Annotated in this window: 12 protein-coding genes and 1 pseudogene; 12 read left to right on the top strand and 1 reads right to left on the bottom strand. The window is 62.9% G+C overall.

Annotation, left to right across the window (positions count from 1 at the left end; genetic code table 11):
• The first annotated feature begins 19 nt into the window (after positions 1-19).
• The 8 genes from hppD (at position 20) to AACH40_RS11875 (ending at position 11102) form a co-directional block, all read left to right on the top strand.
• On the top strand, positions 20-1105 hold the full coding sequence (hppD, locus tag AACH40_RS11910) for a 4-hydroxyphenylpyruvate dioxygenase (RefSeq protein WP_338642610.1): 1086 nt from the start codon (positions 20-22) through the stop codon (positions 1103-1105).
• The gene (locus tag AACH40_RS11905; RefSeq protein WP_338642609.1) at positions 1102-1644 is read left to right on the top strand and encodes a VOC family protein; all 543 of its coding nucleotides are present in this window, start codon (positions 1102-1104) and stop codon (positions 1642-1644) included. The genes hppD and AACH40_RS11905 overlap by 4 nt, the downstream gene beginning before the upstream one ends.
• Entirely contained in the window at positions 1641-2888 is a 1248-nt protein-coding gene (gene fahA / locus AACH40_RS11900; protein ID WP_422394907.1) for a fumarylacetoacetase, read from the top strand. Before AACH40_RS11905 ends, fahA begins: the two co-directional genes overlap by 4 nt.
• A complete protein-coding gene (maiA, locus tag AACH40_RS11895) occupies positions 2885-3520 on the top strand; it encodes a maleylacetoacetate isomerase (RefSeq protein WP_338642607.1) in 636 nt (211 codons plus the stop codon). The genes fahA and maiA overlap by 4 nt, the downstream gene beginning before the upstream one ends.
• Before the next feature lie 47 nt (positions 3521-3567).
• Entirely contained in the window at positions 3568-5025 is a 1458-nt protein-coding gene (locus tag AACH40_RS11890) for a leucyl aminopeptidase (protein WP_338642605.1), read from the top strand.
• Entirely contained in the window at positions 5022-6395 is a 1374-nt protein-coding gene (locus tag AACH40_RS11885; protein WP_338646064.1) for an L-serine ammonia-lyase, read from the top strand. Before AACH40_RS11890 ends, AACH40_RS11885 begins: the two co-directional genes overlap by 4 nt.
• A 130-nt stretch (positions 6396-6525) precedes the next feature.
• On the top strand, positions 6526-10116 hold the full coding sequence (locus AACH40_RS11880; protein ID WP_338642604.1) for a hydantoinase B/oxoprolinase family protein: 3591 nt from the start codon (positions 6526-6528) through the stop codon (positions 10114-10116).
• The gene (locus AACH40_RS11875; RefSeq protein ID WP_338642603.1) at positions 10113-11102 is read left to right on the top strand and encodes a DUF2891 family protein; all 990 of its coding nucleotides are present in this window, start codon (positions 10113-10115) and stop codon (positions 11100-11102) included. The genes AACH40_RS11880 and AACH40_RS11875 overlap by 4 nt, the downstream gene beginning before the upstream one ends.
• On the opposite strand, the gene AACH40_RS11870 is transcribed toward AACH40_RS11875, so the two are convergent.
• Positions 11099-11569 (bottom strand): Lrp/AsnC family transcriptional regulator, encoded by a 471-nt coding sequence (locus tag AACH40_RS11870; RefSeq protein ID WP_338642602.1) that lies wholly within the window; start codon positions 11567-11569, stop codon positions 11099-11101. The two genes, AACH40_RS11875 and AACH40_RS11870, sit on opposite strands and share 4 nt — an antisense overlap.
• A gap of 99 nt (positions 11570-11668) precedes the next feature.
• Here AACH40_RS11870 and putA point away from each other — a divergent pair, with 99 nt between their 5' ends.
• From putA to AACH40_RS11845, 4 genes and pseudogenes are all read left to right on the top strand, one after another.
• The gene (gene putA, locus AACH40_RS11865) at positions 11669-15205 is read left to right on the top strand and encodes a bifunctional proline dehydrogenase/L-glutamate gamma-semialdehyde dehydrogenase PutA (RefSeq protein ID WP_338642601.1); all 3537 of its coding nucleotides are present in this window, start codon (positions 11669-11671) and stop codon (positions 15203-15205) included.
• A gap of 205 nt (positions 15206-15410) precedes the next feature.
• Complete coding sequence (locus AACH40_RS11855; protein WP_422394854.1) at positions 15411-16064, top strand: IS66 family transposase; 654 nt, start codon at positions 15411-15413, stop codon at positions 16062-16064.
• Positions 16065-16314: 250 nt separating this feature from the next.
• Positions 16315-16755: a topology modulation protein gene (locus AACH40_RS11850; RefSeq protein ID WP_338642600.1), complete on the top strand. Its 441-nt coding sequence runs from the start codon at positions 16315-16317 to the stop codon at positions 16753-16755.
• Positions 16756-16995: 240 nt separating this feature from the next.
• Positions 16996-17280, top strand: a pseudogene (locus AACH40_RS11845) (IS701 family transposase); the annotation flags it as partial.
• Positions 17281-17349: the final 69 nt, after the last annotated feature.

The raw sequence follows: 17349 nt of genomic DNA, 5'->3' as shown, positions 1-17349 counted from the left end.
TTCAAGGACCTTTCCACTTATGGCCGATCTTTTCGCCAATCCTCTGGGCCTCGACGGGTTCGAGTTTGTGGAGTTTTCTGCCCCCACGAAAGGCATCCTAGAGGCCGCCTTTGCTGCTATGGGCTTTACCCATATCGCCAACCATCGCGCCAAAGATGTGCAACTGTGGCGGCAGGGCAGCATCAACCTTATCGCCAATTATGAACTGAAAAGCCCCGCCGCCTATTTCGCGGCGGAGCATGGGCCATCGGCCTGCGGCATGGGCTGGCGAGTGAAGGACGCTGCCGCTGCCTATACCATCGCGCTTGAGCGAGGGGCCGAGCCAGTAGAGGTGCGCACAGGGCCGATGGAATTGCGCCTGCCGGCCATTCGCGGGATTGGCGGCTCGATCATTTATCTGATCGACCGCTATGGCGATGATCTGTCGATCTATGACATCGACTTCACCTATCTGCCCGGGGTGGACCGCCATCCGGTCGGGGCCGGGCTGCACACGATCGATCATCTGACGCATAACGTCTATGGCGGACGCATGGCGCATTGGGCCGATTTCTACGAGCGCGTCTTTGGCTTCCGCGAGATCCGCTATTTCGACATCAAGGGCGAATATACGGGCCTTACCAGCAAGGCGATGACCGCGCCCGATGGCAAGATCCGCATCCCGCTGAACGAGGAAGCGCGGCAAGGCGGGGGGCAGATTGAAGAGTTCCTGCGCGCCTATAATGGTGAAGGCATCCAGCATATCGCCTTTGCCAGCGATGACCTGATCGCATCATGGGATGCGCTCCAAGCAGCGGGCACGCCCTTTATGTCGCCGCCGCCTGCCACCTATTACGATATGCTGGCCGAGCGCCTGCCCGGCCATGGCGAGCCGGTGGAGGCCCTGCAGCAACGCGGGATCCTGCTGGATGGCAGCACGCAGGCGAACGACCCGCGCCTGCTCCTGCAAATCTTCTCAGAAACGCAGATCGGCCCGGTCTTCTTCGAATTCATCCAGCGTAAGCGCGATGAAGGCTTTGGCGAGGGCAATTTCAAAGCCTTGTTCGAAAGCATGGAGCGCGACCAGATCCGCCGCGGTGTGCTCAGCACTGAGGCGACGCAATGACCGCGCCACCATTACAGCGCATCCACCATGTGGCCTATCGCTGCCGCGATGCGAAAGAGACGGTGGAATGGTACGCCCGCGTGCTGGGCATGACCTACACCACCGCTTTTGCCGAGGATCATGTGCCGTCGACCGGTGCCTATGATCCCTATATGCATGTGTTTCTCGATTGCGGCGGCGGCAATGTGCTGGCCTTTTTCGAACTGCCGCAGCAACCCGCCATGGGGCGCGACCTCAACACGCCGATTTGGGTGCAGCATATTGCGTTCGAGGTGGCTGATCTTGACGCCTTGCTGGCGGCCAAGGCGCATATCGAGGGGCAGGGGATCGAGGTGCTCGGCCCCACCCATCATGGCATTTTCCGCTCGATCTATTTCTTTGACCCCAACGGCCACCGGCTGGAACTGGCCTGCAATATTGGCACAGCGGAGCAGCGCGAGGAATTGCGCGCCTTGGCTCCGGCCATGCTGGAGGAATGGAGCCAGACCAAACGCGCGCCCCGTCACGCCGCATGGCTGCATCAGGACCCAGAAGCATGATCGACCATACACATAACCCTCAAGCGCAGAGCTGGGTTGAGGGGGCGGATGCCCATCCCGACTTTCCGGTGCAGAACCTGCCGCTGGGGGTGTTCTCCCATGGGGATGGCATCCCGCGCATCGGCACGGCGATTGGCGATTGGGTGCTGGACCTGTCGGCCCTTGATCTCGGCCAGGCCCTGCGCGAACCCACGCTCAACGCGCTGTTTGCCCTGCCTGTGGCCGAGCGGCGGGCGCTGCGCCTTGCCATCTTTGCCTATCTTACCGATGCGGCCTATGCCGCCACCGCGCCGCTGCTCCCCATGGCCGAATGCGTGATGCACCTGCCGTTCCGCATTGGTGATTACACTGATTTTTACGTCGGCATTCACCATGCCACCGCCATTGGCGCGCTGTTCCGCCCCGACAATCCCCTGCTGCCCAATTACAAGCATGTGCCCATCGGCTACCACGGTCGCGCCTCCTCGGTGCGCGTGTCTGGCGCGCCGGTGCGCCGGCCTGTGGGCCAGATCAAACCGCCCGCCGTTGAGGCGCCCATCCATGCACCATGCCAGCGGCTGGATTATGAACTGGAATTGGGGGTATGGATCGCGGGCGACAGCGATCTGGGCGAGACTATTCCCATTGATCAGGCGTGGAATCGGATAGGCGGCCTGTGCCTGCTCAACGATTGGTCCGCGCGCGACATTCAGGCGTGGGAGTATCAGCCGCTGGGCCCCTTTCTCGCCAAAAATTTCCTCACCACCATCAGCCCATGGGTGGTGACGGTTGAGGCGCTTGCCCCATTCCGCGCCGCGCCGGTGCCGCGCCCTTCCGGCGATCCAGCCCCTTTGCCTTATCTGGCTGAGCTGGGTGCAGGCGGTCTGTCGATCGAAATCGGCGCTTCGATCCTCACGCCCGCCATGCGCGCTGCCGGGCTTCCGCCCCACGCTCTGTCCCATGGCAACGCGCGCGAGGCCATGTATTGGACCGCCGCGCAGATTGTCACCCACCACGCCTCCAACGGTTGCGACCTGCACGCGGGCGATTTGCTCGGCACAGGCACGCTGTCTGGCCCTACGGCTGAGAGCGCCGGCAGCCTGATGGAACTGTCGAGCGGGGGCAAGGTGCCCATTTCGCTGCCCCATGGCGAAACGCGCAGCTTCCTGCTCGATGGTGATGAACTCTTGCTCCATGCCCGGGCTGTGGCGGGGGGCTATCGCAGCATTGGCTTTGGTCCGTGTCGCGGCGTGGTGCTGGGATGAGACTGCGGCTGCACACCTATTGGCGGTCGGGGGCTGCCTGGCGGGTGCGGATCGCGCTGGGCCTGAAGGGGCTGGATTACGAAAGCCTGCCCTGCGACCTGCGGCTTGGGGAGCAGAAGGGGGATGGCTTTGCCGCCCTCAACCCGCAAAATCTGGTGCCAGCACTGGAGGCAGGCGGGCTCGTTCTGACACAATCGCTGGCCATCATCGAATGGCTGGAGGAGATATATCCCAAGCCACCCTTGCTGCCGCAGGGTGCAGGTGGGCGGTCCATCGTGCGGGCCATGGCGCAGGCGGTGGCTTGTGATACCCATCCGCTGCACAATCTGCGTGTGCTGGGCGCCTTGCGGGATCAGTTTGTCGCCAGCGAGGCGCAACTTTCGGCATGGGCAGCACAGTGGATCACTCAAGGGCTCGTCGCGCTGGAAGCCATGGTGACGCGCCACGGCGACGGTTTTGCCTATGGCAATGCGCCGGGCATGGCAGATTGCTGTTTGATCCCGCAGCTTTATTCCGCCCGTCGTTTTGGGGTGGATCTAGCCTCCTTTTCACGCCTGCTGGCGGTGGAGGCGCGATGCGAGGCGCTGCCCGCTTTTGCCGCAGCCCATGCGCAGGTGCAGCCTGGCCAATGAGTTAGTGTCGGCACGATACAATAAACACAGGATTTGGGGAGACTTCCATGCAGATTGATTTTGTGGCCGATCAGGCTTTCGCACCGGATGCCGCGCAGGTTTTGCTGGTGCCTGAGGCTGATCTCGATGCTTTGCTGCCATGGCAGAGTGCGATTGCCAAAGCGGCGGATTTCAAGGCGCAGGCGGGCAAGGTTCTGGAAATTTGGGCCATCCATGAGGAAGCGCCCCGGCGCATCCTGCTCATTGGCCTTGCCGGGGAGGGCACGCCGCAAGAGCGGATGGAGCAGGCGGGAAGCGCGCTCGCTGTCTATGCCGTGAGCCATGGGATTGCCTCAGCGATGGTGGATTTGTCGGCCCATGCTGCCCCCGATATCGCCGCCTTTCTGCTGGCGCTGCGTCTGCGCAATTGGAGCGAGGGCGGTTTTAAAGGCAAAGCGACGACGGATGACAAGCCGCGCCTCGGCCAAGTCTATGTGCTGGGCGCGGATGCCGAGGCGCAACAGGCCTATGCTGAGGCCTGCGCTGTGGCGCAAGGCGTGGAATGGACGCGCAGGCTGGTCACCCAGCCGGGCAATGTGCTGTATCCTGAGAGTTTTGTGGCGCAATGCGCGGCGCGTTTCGAGGGCACGGGGCTGAAGCTGACCGTGCTCGATGAGGCCGAGATGCGCGCTTTGGGCATGCATGCGCTGCTGGGCGTGGCGCAGGGTTCGGCGCGGCCCGCGCGCCTGTTGGTCATCGAGTGGCAGGGCGCGCAGGGGCAGCCTATCGCTCTGATCGGCAAGGGCGTGACCTTCGACACCGGCGGCATCAGCATCAAGCCTGCCCAAGGCATGGAAGACATGAAATGGGATATGGGCGGGGCAGGCGCCGTGGCTGGCGCCATGCTGACGCTGGCGCTGCGCGGGGCCCAGGCGCATGTGGTGGGCCTGTGCGGGCTTGTGGAAAATATGCCCGATGGCAAGGCCCAGCGCCCCGGCGATGTGGTCACCAGCATGAGTGGCCAGACCATCGAAGTGATCAACACCGATGCCGAAGGGCGCCTCGTCCTGTGCGACATGCTCACCTATGCCCAGAAAACCTATCAACCCGCGATGATGGTGGATCTGGCCACGCTGACGGGCGCCATCATAGGAGCGCTGGGCCATGAATATGCCGGACTGTTCAGCCCTCATGACGCTTTGGCGCAGGCCCTGACCGCAGCAGGGGAGAAATCCGGCGAGCGCTTGTGGCGGATGCCCATGGGCAAGGCTTATGATGCCATGATCGATAGCGACATTGCCGATATCAAGAACCTTGGCGGAAAGTTTGCCGGTTCCACCACAGCGGCGCAATTTTTGGCGCGCTTTGTCGACAAGGGCAGGCCATGGGCGCATCTGGATATTGCCGGCATGGCGTGGGCCGAAAAAGACAGCACCATGTTTGCCAAGGGCGCAACCGGCTATGGCGTGCGCTTGCTGAATCAACTGGTGCACGATCTGGGTGTCGGGGTGGCCACACTATCATGACGGCGAGTCTGTTCGACATTTTCAAAGTTGGTGTTGGCCCCTCCAGCAGCCACACCATGGGCCCGATGACCGCCGCCTGCCGCTTTGTCGAGGGGCTAGAGGTCGCAGCGTGTCTGACATCGGTGGCGCGGGTTGAAGTGTCGCTCTATGCCTCGCTGGCGCTGACCGGCAAGGGCCATGCGACCGACCGCGCGGTGATTGCGGGCCTGTCGGGGATACGGCCCGAAACCTGCCAGCCCGATGCCATGGCGCAGGTGGTGGACCGCGCCATGGCGGGCGAGGGGATCGCGCTGGCGGGCCGACACACGATAGGCTTCAGTGTGGGGCAAGACCTGCTGTGGCGCGGGGCAGAGCGTCTGGCCTATCACCCCAATGGCCTGCAATTCCGCGCCTTTGACACGGCGGGGTCGCTCTTTGGGCATGGCACCTATTATTCCATCGGCGGCGGCTTCGTGCTGGACGAGAGCGAGGCACTGGCCAGCCAAGGGGCGCAGGAAGAAGACGCCGGGCCCTATCCTTTCATCAGCGCCGCGCAATTGGTGGCCATGGCTGAGAAGACAGGCCTTGGCATTGCGGGCATCATGCTGGCCAATGAGGATGCCTTGCGCCCGCGTGGGGAGACCATGGCAGGCCTTGTCCGGCTGACGCAGACGATGGACCAATGTATCGAACGCGGCATGCGCGAGACCGGCATTCTGCCCGGCGGTCTAGACGTGCGGCGGCGGGCGGCCCAATTGCGCGCAAGGATCGAGGCCAAGCGCACCCAAGCCGCCGACCCGCTTGCCGTGCTGGACGAGGTCAACCTCTGGGCCATTGCGGTGAATGAGGAAAATGCCGCTGGCGGCGTGGTGGTCACCGCGCCCACCAATGGGGCGGCGGGGATTATCCCTGCGGTCTTGCGCTTTGCCGCAAGGGTAGCCGATGGCCAGAGCGATTATGCCGCCACCTTCCTGTTGACGGCGGCTGCAATTGGCGCCCTGTTCAAACGCAATGCCAGCATTTCGGCCGCCGAAGTGGGCTGTCAGGGCGAGGTGGGCGTGGCCTGCGCCATGGCGGCCGCTGGCCTATGCGCGGTGATGGGCGGCACCAGCGCCCAGATCGAGAATGCCGCCGAAATCGGCATGGAGCATAATCTGGGCCTCACTTGCGATCCGATCGGCGGGCTGGTGCAGATCCCCTGCATCGAGCGCAATGCGATGGGCGCAGTCAAAGCAATTGATGCCGCGCGTCTGGCCCTAGCGGGCAATGGCCAGCATCATGTCAGTCTGGATCAGGTGATCGAGACGATGCGCCGCACTGGCGCGGATATGCTCCACCATTACAAGGAAACCTCGCTGGGCGGATTGGCCGTGTGTGTGCCGGAATGTTGAGAGCGGCTTCTATGTCCGATATCGCCGCGCGCTTCCTCGTTTCGCGCCGGAAAAGGCGAATGACACTATCCTCGGCCTGTGCACGGATTTAACCGCCTTTGGCGCTGGACGTAAAAATTTGGGACAACACTTGGCAGCTTGGCAATTCTGGATCGATCGGGGCGGCACGTTTACCGATATTGTAGCGATGGCACCCGGTGGCCAAATGCATACAGGCAAATGGCTAAGCGAGAATGCTGAGCATTACCGCGATGCCGCCACCTTTGGCATTCGCCAGATGTTGGGGCTGGCCGTTGATGCGCCGATACCTGCCGGCCTGCTGCATGATGTGCGCATGGGCACAACGGTTGCCACCAATGCGCTGCTCGAGCGCAAGGGCGAGCGGGTGCTGTTGCTGATTACGGAGGGCTTTGGCGACTTGCTGGCGATGGGGCATCTGGCGCGGCCACGCCTGTTTGATCTCGATATCCGCCTGCCCCAACCGCTCTATGCGGGGGTGGAAGAAGTGCGTGGGCGGGTGGATGCCAAGGGCGAAACCTTGACCCCGCTCGATGAGACTATCTTGCGCGAAGCGCTCATCCGCCGCCGTGCAGAGGGCTTTTCAGCTTGTGCCATCGCCTTGATCCATGCGTTCCGCTATCCAGACATGGAAGCGCAAGTGGCGGCCATCGCGGCGGAGTTGGGCTATCGCCAGATCACCACCAGCCACGGGGTTAGCACGGCCATGGGCCTTGTGGCGCGGGCCAGCACGGCGGTGGCCGATGCCTATCTCTCGCCCGTGCTGCATCGCTATGTCGAACAGGTGGAGGACGATCTGGGGCGTGATGTGCCGCTGTCCTTCATGCGCTCGGACGGGGTTCTGGCCCCGGCGGAGCGGTTCGATGGGCGCGACGCCATTCTGTCGGGTCCGGCGGGCGGCATTGTGGGCGCGGCGCGTACGGCGCAAATAGCGGGCGAGGAACGGATTATCGCCTTCGACATGGGCGGCACCTCCACCGATATCGCGCTGTTTGATGGCGAATTGGAGCGGCGGCAGGTGTCCTCCATCGCTGGCATCGATCTTTGCGTGCCGATGATGGCGATTGATACGATTGCGGCCGGTGGCGGATCGGTGCTGCATTGGCGCGATGGGCGCATGATGGTGGGGCCTGATAGCGCCGGGGCCAATCCGGGGCCTGTCTGCTATCGCCGTGGCGGGCCGCTGACGATGACCGATGCAAATCTGCTGTGTGGCAAGATCAGTCCGGCCCATTTCCCCGCCCTGTTCGGGGCCGATGGCGCGCAACCGCTTGATCAGGAGATCGTGGCGCAGCGCTTTGTGGAGATGGCGCAAGCCATCGGGCAGGGAATGAGCGCCTTGACCGCCGCCGAGGGATTTTTGCAGATTGGCGTGGCGGCCATGGCCAGTGCGATTAAGCGCATGGTGCTGGCGCGCGGGCAGGATGTGCGCGATTTTACCCTGCAATGTTTTGGCGGGGCCGGTGGGCAACATGCCTGTCTCGTGGCTGATGAACTGGGCATGCGCCGCATTCTGATCCATCCGCTGGCGGGGGTTTTGTCGGCCTTTGGTATGGGGCTGGCCGAATTGGGCGCACAGAAGGCTGCCCTGATCGATGCGCGGCTGGAGCCCGCTCTTCTGCCAGAACTGGCCCTGCGCGCTGATGCTTTGGGGTCCGAGGTGCTGGCGCAGTTGGGCCATGGCGAGGCGCGGCTGCGGATCACATTGGCGCTCCGGTATGAGGGCACGGATACTACGCTTGATGTGGCATGGGGCGAGTTGGCGGACATCCTGTCGGCGTTTACCAAGGCGCATCTGGCGCGCTTCGGCTTCGTGCAGGAAAGGGCGATCATTGTGAGCGACCTGCGCGCCGAGGCCACCTTGGTCAGCCCCGCGCCGGATCTGCCGAGGCCCGATGCCAGCGCCATGCGTGATCCCCTTGGCCAGATCGCCATGTGGACGAAGGGGCGGCTTTGGCAAGCCCCTATTCTGGCACGCGCAGCTTTGCCGGTGGGGGCCTGCGTAACTGGGCCTGCCATGCTGTGCGAGGAGCTGTCCACCACTGTCATCGAACCGGGCTGGCAGGCGCAGGTGTTGACGCAGGGTGAATTGCTGCTGACGGCCTGTGACACCGTAATCCAGCCCGCGCCGATGGAGGAGGCACCTGCCACCGCGTCCGATCCGGTGCTGCTCGAACTTTACGCAGGCCGATTCATGGCACTGGCTGAGCAGATGGGCTCGGTTCTGCAAAGCACGGCCACCAGCATCAACATGCGCGAGCGACTGGATTTTTCCTGCGCTCTGTTCGATGCAGGCGGACAATTGATTGCTAATGCGCCCCATGTGCCAGTGCATCTGGGGGCGATGGGGGAGAGCGTGCGTGCTATCCTGTCGGCGCGGCAGGGGGATATGCGGCCCGGCGATGCTTTTGTGCTCAACAATCCCTTCAATGGTGGCACCCATCTGCCCGATATTACGGTGATCACGCCGCTGTTCGATCCGACCGGGGCGAGCCTGCGTGGCTTTGTGGCCAATCGCGGCCATCACGCTGATATCGGCGGGATGACGCCCGGATCAACCCCGCCCTTCTCGCAACGGCTGGAGGAGGAAGGGGTGGTGATCGACAATTTCCTGCTGCTGCGCGATGGCGATTGGCGTGAGAGGGAATTGCGGGCCCTTCTGGCCGATCACCCTTGGCCCGCGCGCAATCCCGATGCCAATTTGGCCGATTTGCGGGCGCAAGTGGCGGCCAATGCGGCCGGCGCGCGCGATTTCGCGCAATTGTGCATGGCTCATGGTTGGCCGCAGGTGAGCGCCTATATGAGCCATGTGCTGAATGCTGGCGAGGCGCAGGTGCGCGAGGCTTTGGGGCGTCTCAAGGACAGCGACTTCGCCACGCGGCTTGATGACGGGCGCGCCATATGCGTGGCGCTGCGGATCGATCACGAGAGCCAACGCGCCTGCTTTGATTTTACCGGCACCGGCGCGCAAGATAGTGGCAATTTCAACGCACCGCGCGCGGTTACACGGGCGGTGGTGCTTTACGCGCTGCGCTGTTTGATCGGGCGGAATATGCCGCTCAATGATGGCTGCTTGCGACCGGTCGATCTGATCATTCCGCCCGGCTCCTTCCTTGATCCCGACCATGGGCGCGCCGTGGTAGCGGGCAATACCGAGATCAGCCAGCAACTGGTAAACGCTTTGCTCTTGGCCATGGGGCTTTGCGCGGGCGCGCAGGGCACGATGAACAACCTGCTGCTGGGCAATGCGCGGCACCAATATTACGAGACGATTGGCGGTGGCACAGGCGCTGGCGCGGGCTTTGCCGGGGCTGGCCCGGTGCAGGCGCATATGACCAACACGCGCATCACCGATCCTGAAGTGCTCGAATGCCGGATTCCAGTGAGGCTGGAGCGTTTCGCTATCCGCCACGGGTCAGGTGGCAATGGGCAATGGCGCGGCGGCAATGGGGCTTTGCGTGAAATTACCGTGCTGGAGCCTATGACCGCTTCGTTGGTGACCTCTGCACGCGATGTGGCGCCTGCGGGTATGGCCGAGGCCGAGGCGGGGGCGCAAGGGCGGCAATGGCACAGCCGAGCGGGCTGCACGCCCGAGCCGATCAAGGGCCGCGCCCAGATCGCCATGGAGGCAGGCGATACTTTGATCATCGAAACGCCGGGCGGGGGCGGATATGGACCAGCAGGGAAGGAAGAGAGACAATGATCCGCCTGACGCCAGAGTTGGCCGCCCGCATGGCGCGCAGCACGCGGGGGCATCTGCGCCAGCCTTATCCGCATTACGTCAGTCGTTTGATTTATGGTCCAGAGGAACTGGTCGAGCCTTTCGTCGCGCACCCCATCTTCCACGGCAGCTTTGATTGGCACAGCTGCGTGCATGGCTGGTGGCAGGTGTTGCGCTTGGCGCGGCTGTTCCCAGATTTGCCGGAGCTCGCAGGGCTGGGCGGCGAGGTGGCAGAGCTGTTCACCCCAGCCCATGTGGCGGGCGAGATCGCAATGTTCGAACGCCCCGGCGGCGGCCTGTTCGAGCGGCCCTATGGCTGGGCGTGGCTGCTGGCGCTGCATCTTGAACTGACTGAAGGCGGGCATAAAGCCGCCGCCCATGCGCTGGAGCCTTTGGCGCGCTTGCTGGCTGGGTATTTAAGGGATTATCTGCTGCGGCTGGACAGGCCCGTGCGCAGCGGCACCCATGGCAACACCGCCTTTGCCATGGGCCTCGCGCTTGATTGGGCCCATCGATGCGATCCGGCGCTGGCCGACACAATCATCGCCCGCGCGCAGCCTTGGTTTGCCAGCGAGCGCCTCGCGCCATGGCTGGAGCCCTCGGGCGAGGATTTCCTCTCCCCCAGCCTGTGTGTCGCGGCACTGGTGGCGCGCGTGTTCGAGGGGCGCGAGGCTCTGAGCTGGATCGACGGCTTCATGGCCCATCCTGACATCCTGTTGCTGGAGGTGCCGGTGAAGGTTTCCGACCGTTCGGATGTGCGCATCGTGCATCTTGACGGGTTGAACCTGTCGCGCGGTTGGGTTTGGGCGCTGCTGGCGCGTGTGCCGGGCTTGCCCGCCGATGCTGCGGCCCGCGCGGAGCAGGCCAGCCAAAGGCACATCGCCGCCGCCCTGCCGCATATCGCCGGCGATTACGCTGGCGAACACTGGCTGGCCAGCTTCGCCCTGCTGGCGCTTACGCTCGACTAGCGCGGCCGTTCCAGCACGGTTTCCATCGCGACGAAAGTGGAAGTGCTGGCTACATGGGGCAAGCTGGAAATTTTCTCACCCAGCACCATGCGATATCGGCGGATATCGGCGGTGCGTACTTTGAGTAGATAGTCAAAGCTGCTTGCGATCATATGGCATTCCTCGATTTCGGGGATGCAGCGCACGCCGGCGTTAAATTCTTCAAGTGCCTTTTCGCGGGTGTCCGACAGTTTGACCTCGGTGAAGGCCACATGATTCAGGCCGAGGCAGGCCGGATCAATCACTGCGCGAAAACCAGAAATGACTTTCTGTTCGATCAAGCGCTTGAGACGCAATTGGCAAGGGGTTTTGGATAGGCCCACCTTTTGCGCCAGATCGGTAATACTCATCCGCCCCTCTGTGGCCAGCGCGCTGAGGATCTTGCGGTCAAACTCATCGATTTGGGTGGTTTTTGTTGATTTTTCCATTCATTCAGATTAAATTACGCCTTAGATTTAGTCCATATGCCAAGTCTGGGCGCCCAATAAAGGCAGATAGCCGCCCCGAATGGCGTTAATTTTGGCGGCATGACCAACACCGCCCCCTTCGCTCGCTTCGTCCCCGCGCTGCCTGAGCAAACGCCCCTGCGCCGCGCTATAGCACGGGCTTATCGCCGCGATGAGGCGGCTTGTGTGGTCGCGCTCTTGCCCTTGGCCCGCCTGCCCGATGATCTGCGCGGGCCGGTGCGAGATTTGGCGGCGCAATTGGTGCAAGGCTTGCGCGCCGCGCCGCAAACGGGCGACGTTCAGGCTTTGGTGCAGGAATATGCGCTGTCGAGCGAGGAGGGCGTGGCGCTGATGTGTCTGGCCGAGGCCTTGCTGCGCATTCCCGATGCGGCCACCCGCGATGCGCTGATCCGCGACAAGATTGGCGATGGCGATTGGGCGGCGCATCTGGGCAGCGGGCGCGGCCCATTTGTGAATGTGGCCACATGGGGGCTGATGGTCACAGGCAAGCTGGTGCAGCACGAGGCGGGGCTAGGCGCGCTGGTGGCAAGGCTAGGCGCGCCGGTGATCCGCCGCGCGGTGCAACAGGCGATGCGCCTGATGGGCGAGCAATTCGTGACTGGCCAGACCATTACCCAAGCCCTGACCCGCGCCCGCAAGCTGGAGGCGCAGGGATTTGCCTATAGCTATGATATGCTGGGCGAGGCGGCCACCACGGCGCAGGATGCCGCGCGCTATTATGCCGATTACGAGGCAGCAATCCATGCCATTGGTGCGGCCAGCGCCGGGCGGGGCGTCTATGCCGGGCCCGGCATTTCGATCAAGCTTTCGGCGCTGCATCCCCGCTACGCCCGCGCGCAGGCGGAGCGGGTGATGGGCGAATTGCTGCCCCGTGTCCACGCGCTGGCGCTGTTGGCGCGGGGCTATGGGATAGGCTTTAACATTGATGCCGAGGAGGCCGAGCGGCTCGAACTCAGCCTTGATCTGCTCGAACATCTGGCGCTCGATCCTGATCTGTCGGGCTGGAATGGCTTGGGCTTTGTGGTGCAGGCTTATGGCAAACGCTGCCCCTTAGTGATCGACTGGATCGTCGATCTGGCGCGGCGGGCAGGGCGGCGGATCATGGTGCGACTGGTAAAGGGCGCCTATTGGGACGCCGAGATCAAGCGAGCGCAGGTGGATGGGCTGGAGGATTTTCCGGTCTATACGCGCAAGGCCCATACTGATGTGGCCTATCTCGCCTGTGCCAAGGCGTTGCTGGCCGCGCGCGATGCGGTGTTCCCGCAATTTGCCACGCATAATGCGCAGACCTTGGCCAGCATCTATCACATGGCCGGGCCGGATTTTGCCGTGGGTGATTACGAGTTCCAATGCCTGCATGGCATGGGCGAGGCCTTGTATACTCAAGTGGTAGGGCCGCTGGGCCGCCCTTGCCGGATCTATGCGCCGGTGGGCACGCATGAGACGCTGCTGGCCTATCTGGTGCGGCGCTTGCTGGAAAATGGCGCGAACAGTTCCTTTGTGAACCGCATTGGCGATCCGCTGGTGCCGGTGGCGGATTTGGTGCGCGATCCGGTGGAGCAGGCGGTGGGGCTTCGACATGAGGGGATCGCTCTGCCGCGCGATCTTTATCCGGATCGTGCCAATGCGCGCGGGCTGGATCTGAGCGATACGGGCGTGCTCGCTGATCTGGGCGCGGCGATGGCGGCGGCGGGGCCATGGGGCACGGGGCAAGGCATTGCAGTGCGCAACCCTGCCGATGCGCGAGATATAGTGGGCATGGCAGCATGGGCCAGCGCGCAGGATGTGGCCGATGCGGTGCAAAGGGCCGAGGAAGCCGCGCCGATTTGGGCTTCGGTGCCGGTCGCTGATCGGGCGGCCTGTTTGCAGCGGGCGGCGGACGCCATTGAGGCCGACCCCGCGCCTTGGCTGGCCCTGCTAGTGCGCGAGGCGGGCAAATCTGTGCCCAATGCCGTGGCCGAATGGCGCGAGGCAGTTGATTTTCTGCGCTATTATGCGGCGCAGGCTGGCCAAGGCTTGGGCGCGGCGCTGGGGCCGGTGGTGTGTATCAGCCCTTGGAACTTTCCGCTGGCGATCTTTTTAGGGCAGATGAGCGCGGCGCTGGTGGCGGGCAATGCGGTGCTGGCCAAACCGGCCGAGGAAACGCCTCTGATCGCGGCGGAGGCGGTGCGGGTGCTGCATCAGGCGGGGGTGCCAGAGGCGGCGTTGCAGGTCGTGATCGGCGATGGCGAAGTGGGGGCGGCGCTGGTGGCCGCGCCTTCGGTGATGGGGGTGATGTTCACCGGATCGACCCAAGTGGCCCGGTTGATCCAGCGGCAATTGGCGGGGCGTGTGCTGCCCGATGGCCAACTCGTGCCGTTCATTGCCGAGACGGGCGGACAGAATGCGATGATCGTCGATTCCTCCGCCTTGGCCGAACAGGTGGTGGCCGATGTGATTGCCTCCGCCTTTGATAGCGCGGGGCAGCGCTGCTCAGCGCTGAGGGTGCTGTGCTTGCAGGAGGATATCGCCGATCGCGTGTTGACCATGCTACGCGGAGCGATGGCGGAATTGCGGCTGGGGCGCACCGATGTGCTGGCGCATGACATTGGCCCAGTGATCAGCGTGCAGGCCAAAGCGCGTATCGAAGAGCATATTTCGGTGATGCGGGCGGCGGGCTGCCGCGTAGAGGAATTGCCCTTGCCCGAAGACGCGGAGCATGGGCATTTCGTTGCCCCCACGATCATCGAGATCGCCAGCCTTGGGCAGGTGCGGCAGGAGGTTTTTGGCCCAGTGCTGCATGTGCTGCGCTATGCACAAGGCGCGCTGGATAATGTGGTCGAGGCGATCAACGCCACCGGCTATGGCCTGACCTTTGGCCTGCACACGCGGCTGGATGCCACCGTGGCGCGGGTGAGGGCCAAGGTGCGGGTGGGCAATATCTACGTGAACCGCAATATGATCGGCGCGGTGGTGGGGATGCAGCCCTTTGGCGGGCGAGGCCTTTCGGGCACGGGGCCCAAGGCGGGTGGGCCACTTTATCTGCGGCGCTTGTGCCGCGCCGAGCCTTTGGCCCTGGCGGGGGCGGGGGTTGATGCCGGGCTGTTGGCTTTCGCTGATTGGCTTGGTGAGCGTGACCCCAAGGCCGCGGAGGTAGCGCGGGCCTATGGCGCAGCCTCGCCGCTGGGCTATCAGGTGCAATTGCCCGGCCCGGTGGGCGAAAGCAACCTTTACGCGCTGCATCCGCGTGGGCGCGTGTTAATGCAGGCCGCCCGTCCTGAGGGTTTGCTGGAGCAAATGGCGGTAGTGTTGGCCACCGGCAATCGGGGAGTGGTTGATCCGGCCTTGGGCGGGCAGGGCTTGCCCGATGACCTGTCCGATGCTGTGGCGGCGCGATTCTATTTGGACGCGGACGCCGATGTGGCTTTGGTGGATGGTGACGTCGCCGCTATGGCGCGGCATCTGGCGGAACGGGAGGGAGCGATAATCACCGTCCACGCCGCCCGGCGCGATACGCCCTTGGCCTATTCGCCGGACGCCTTGCTGGAGGAAGTCTCAACCTCGATTAACACCACAGCGGCCGGGGGGAATGCCACGTTGATGATGCTAGGCGAATGATCGCTGGCTTGGCCTACTGAGCCCAGAGGCCTTACTCGCCATGACAGATGCGATCAGTTGATCATTGTAACGTCCATTCAGGAGCCGGAGCCCCCGTCGGGGATGCCGCGGCCAGCCGATCAGCCCGCCGCAGGAAGCGGCGAACAAGACCCGTTCATCGGTGCGAGCGCGGGTCGAGCATGTGTTCGGCAGCCAGCATACCAGCATGGGTGGCAAGATGGTACGGTCCATCGGCATCGTGCGCGCCAGCATGAAGATCGGAATGCAGAACCTCGCCTACGACATGCGCCGCCTAGTCGTGCTTGAGCGCGACACCATGGCCGGGCACCAGCCTGATGTCTGGATCCCGGATCGCTATTCGGGCCAGCAAGGTCATGGGCATCATCTTGAAACATGCCTTGCGCATCTCGATCGCAAAGCACGCTCTGTCGAGAAGCACGGCAGCGACTTGATCGGCATGCGTATCAAGCTCTGGCTGAGCGAGGCAGTCGGTTTTGCACGCGACATTGCAACGCTCGCCGCCCCAACCGTAAACACCCGACGGCGTAAACTGCTGCGCGACCTCGATGCCATCATAGGAACGGCCACCGATTGCAAGCAGGCCACCGAACTACTCAAGCAGATCCGACGCGCGCGCGACCAACTGCTCACATTCTGCGATTTCCCCGGCAAGGTCGATGCTACCAACAACATCAGTGAGCGGGCGCTGAGGCTCAGTGTCATCCAGCGCAAAGTGACCAATGGATACCGCGCCAAGTGGGCCGTCGATGCTGAAGCCGATATGCGCACCACCGTCGACACCGCCCGACTGCCAGGAGCAAATCCCTTTCAAACCATCCTCAGCGCCGTCACCGCATGACCGCTCAAATTAGGGGGTGGGTAATTACCTATTTTCAACATCATCATTCTGAGGGAGAGCCACATACTTGGCTACTCTTGAGGCCCCGGCCCATTAAGGCATCTAGGCATTGGCCGATCCACCGTCTATCGCGACATGCGCAAAGTGAGCGTTGAGAGGCCTGCATGATTATTGTTGGCAGTTTCTGATCGTGGAAAGGGTTATGATCGTTGGATGCCCTGGCGCAGGCAAGTCCACGGCTGCCAGGTTGTTGGCCAAGCGCACCGGGTTGCCGCTTGTCCATTTGGACTTTCATTATTGGCGTCCTGGTTGGGTGCCCTCTGAGAAAACGCTATGGCGTGAAAAGGTCATATCTCTTGCTGCGGAACCCCGCTGGATCATCGATGGCAACTATGGCAACACAATAGACATTCGTGCTGCACATGCCGACACTCTGATCCACCTCGATTTTCCAACTTCGCTATGCTTTGCGCGAGTGATTTACAGAACAATTGCCAATCATGGCCGAGAGCGTACGAATGAAGTCATGGTCGGATGCCCTGAGCGGTTCGACACAGATTTTTTTCGCTTTGTGCTGAATTATCGCCGTCGTAATCGCGAGCGAGATATGGAGAAATTGCGTGATTTTACGGGAAACCGGTTCACCTTCACAAAGCCAAAGGACTTAATGAAGTTCATAGAAGGATTTTAATAGAAAACAAATAGGCGTCCGGTGATTGCGAGCGTGTAGGCGAGGTCCGGTATTTCGTTGAGGTTGACGATGCGCCGGATGCGGTGCGGCGGGTAGTGCACCGGATCGGGGGTAGACCCTACGTGCGCGGGCGCGCAAAATCGCAAGCTTTTTGTCCGATCCCGCCCGAAACCTTGCAAATACGATTACTTCAAATCCGACAAAACCAACGCATTCCCGCTGCTTTCAGCGTTCTTCACGGGCGACGAGGTATGGCTGGTCGGCAAGCATCGCTCCAGTGGCGAGCACAAATACTACCTTGGCAATCTGCCCGCCGACACGCCGCTCAGGAAGATGGCCGGCACCATCAATTCGCGATGGGTCTGCGAGCGGGCCCACCAGCAACTCAAGGAAATGCTCGGCCTTGATCACTTCGAAGGGCAATCATGGCAGGGCCTTCACCGACATGCCAACATGAGCATGATCGCGTTCGCGTTCCTGCAAGCCCGCCGCCACAGCCGACCTTGCCCTTCGTCAAGCAAGTGATCCTGACCCAGCTCAGCCAGCCTCCGCCGCCGACTTGCCTTCAATGCCGTAGAAGGTGGCGACGCATTA

This window comes from Novosphingobium olei (assembly GCF_037076535.1).
Lineage (GTDB): Bacteria > Pseudomonadota > Alphaproteobacteria > Sphingomonadales > Sphingomonadaceae > Novosphingobium > Novosphingobium olei.
Note: the sequence above shows the minus strand (reverse complement) of the source record. Positions and strands in the feature narration are given on the sequence as shown.

Coding starts and splice junctions, on each gene's coding strand:
- hppD (WP_338642610.1), top strand. CDS start 20: ATGGCCGATCTTTTCGCCAATCCTCTGGGCCTCGACGGGTTCGAGTTT.
- AACH40_RS11905 (WP_338642609.1), top strand. CDS start 1,102: ATGACCGCGCCACCATTACAGCGCATCCACCATGTGGCCTATCGCTGC.
- fahA (WP_422394907.1), top strand. CDS start 1,641: ATGATCGACCATACACATAACCCTCAAGCGCAGAGCTGGGTTGAGGGG.
- maiA (WP_338642607.1), top strand. CDS start 2,885: ATGAGACTGCGGCTGCACACCTATTGGCGGTCGGGGGCTGCCTGGCGG.
- AACH40_RS11890 (WP_338642605.1), top strand. CDS start 3,568: ATGCAGATTGATTTTGTGGCCGATCAGGCTTTCGCACCGGATGCCGCG.
- AACH40_RS11885 (WP_338646064.1), top strand. CDS start 5,022: ATGACGGCGAGTCTGTTCGACATTTTCAAAGTTGGTGTTGGCCCCTCC.
- AACH40_RS11875 (WP_338642603.1), top strand. CDS start 10,113: ATGATCCGCCTGACGCCAGAGTTGGCCGCCCGCATGGCGCGCAGCACG.
- AACH40_RS11870 (WP_338642602.1), bottom strand. CDS start 11,569: ATGGAAAAATCAACAAAAACCACCCAAATCGATGAGTTTGACCGCAAG.
- putA (WP_338642601.1), top strand. CDS start 11,669: ATGACCAACACCGCCCCCTTCGCTCGCTTCGTCCCCGCGCTGCCTGAG.
- AACH40_RS11855 (WP_422394854.1), top strand. CDS start 15,411: ATGGGTGGCAAGATGGTACGGTCCATCGGCATCGTGCGCGCCAGCATG.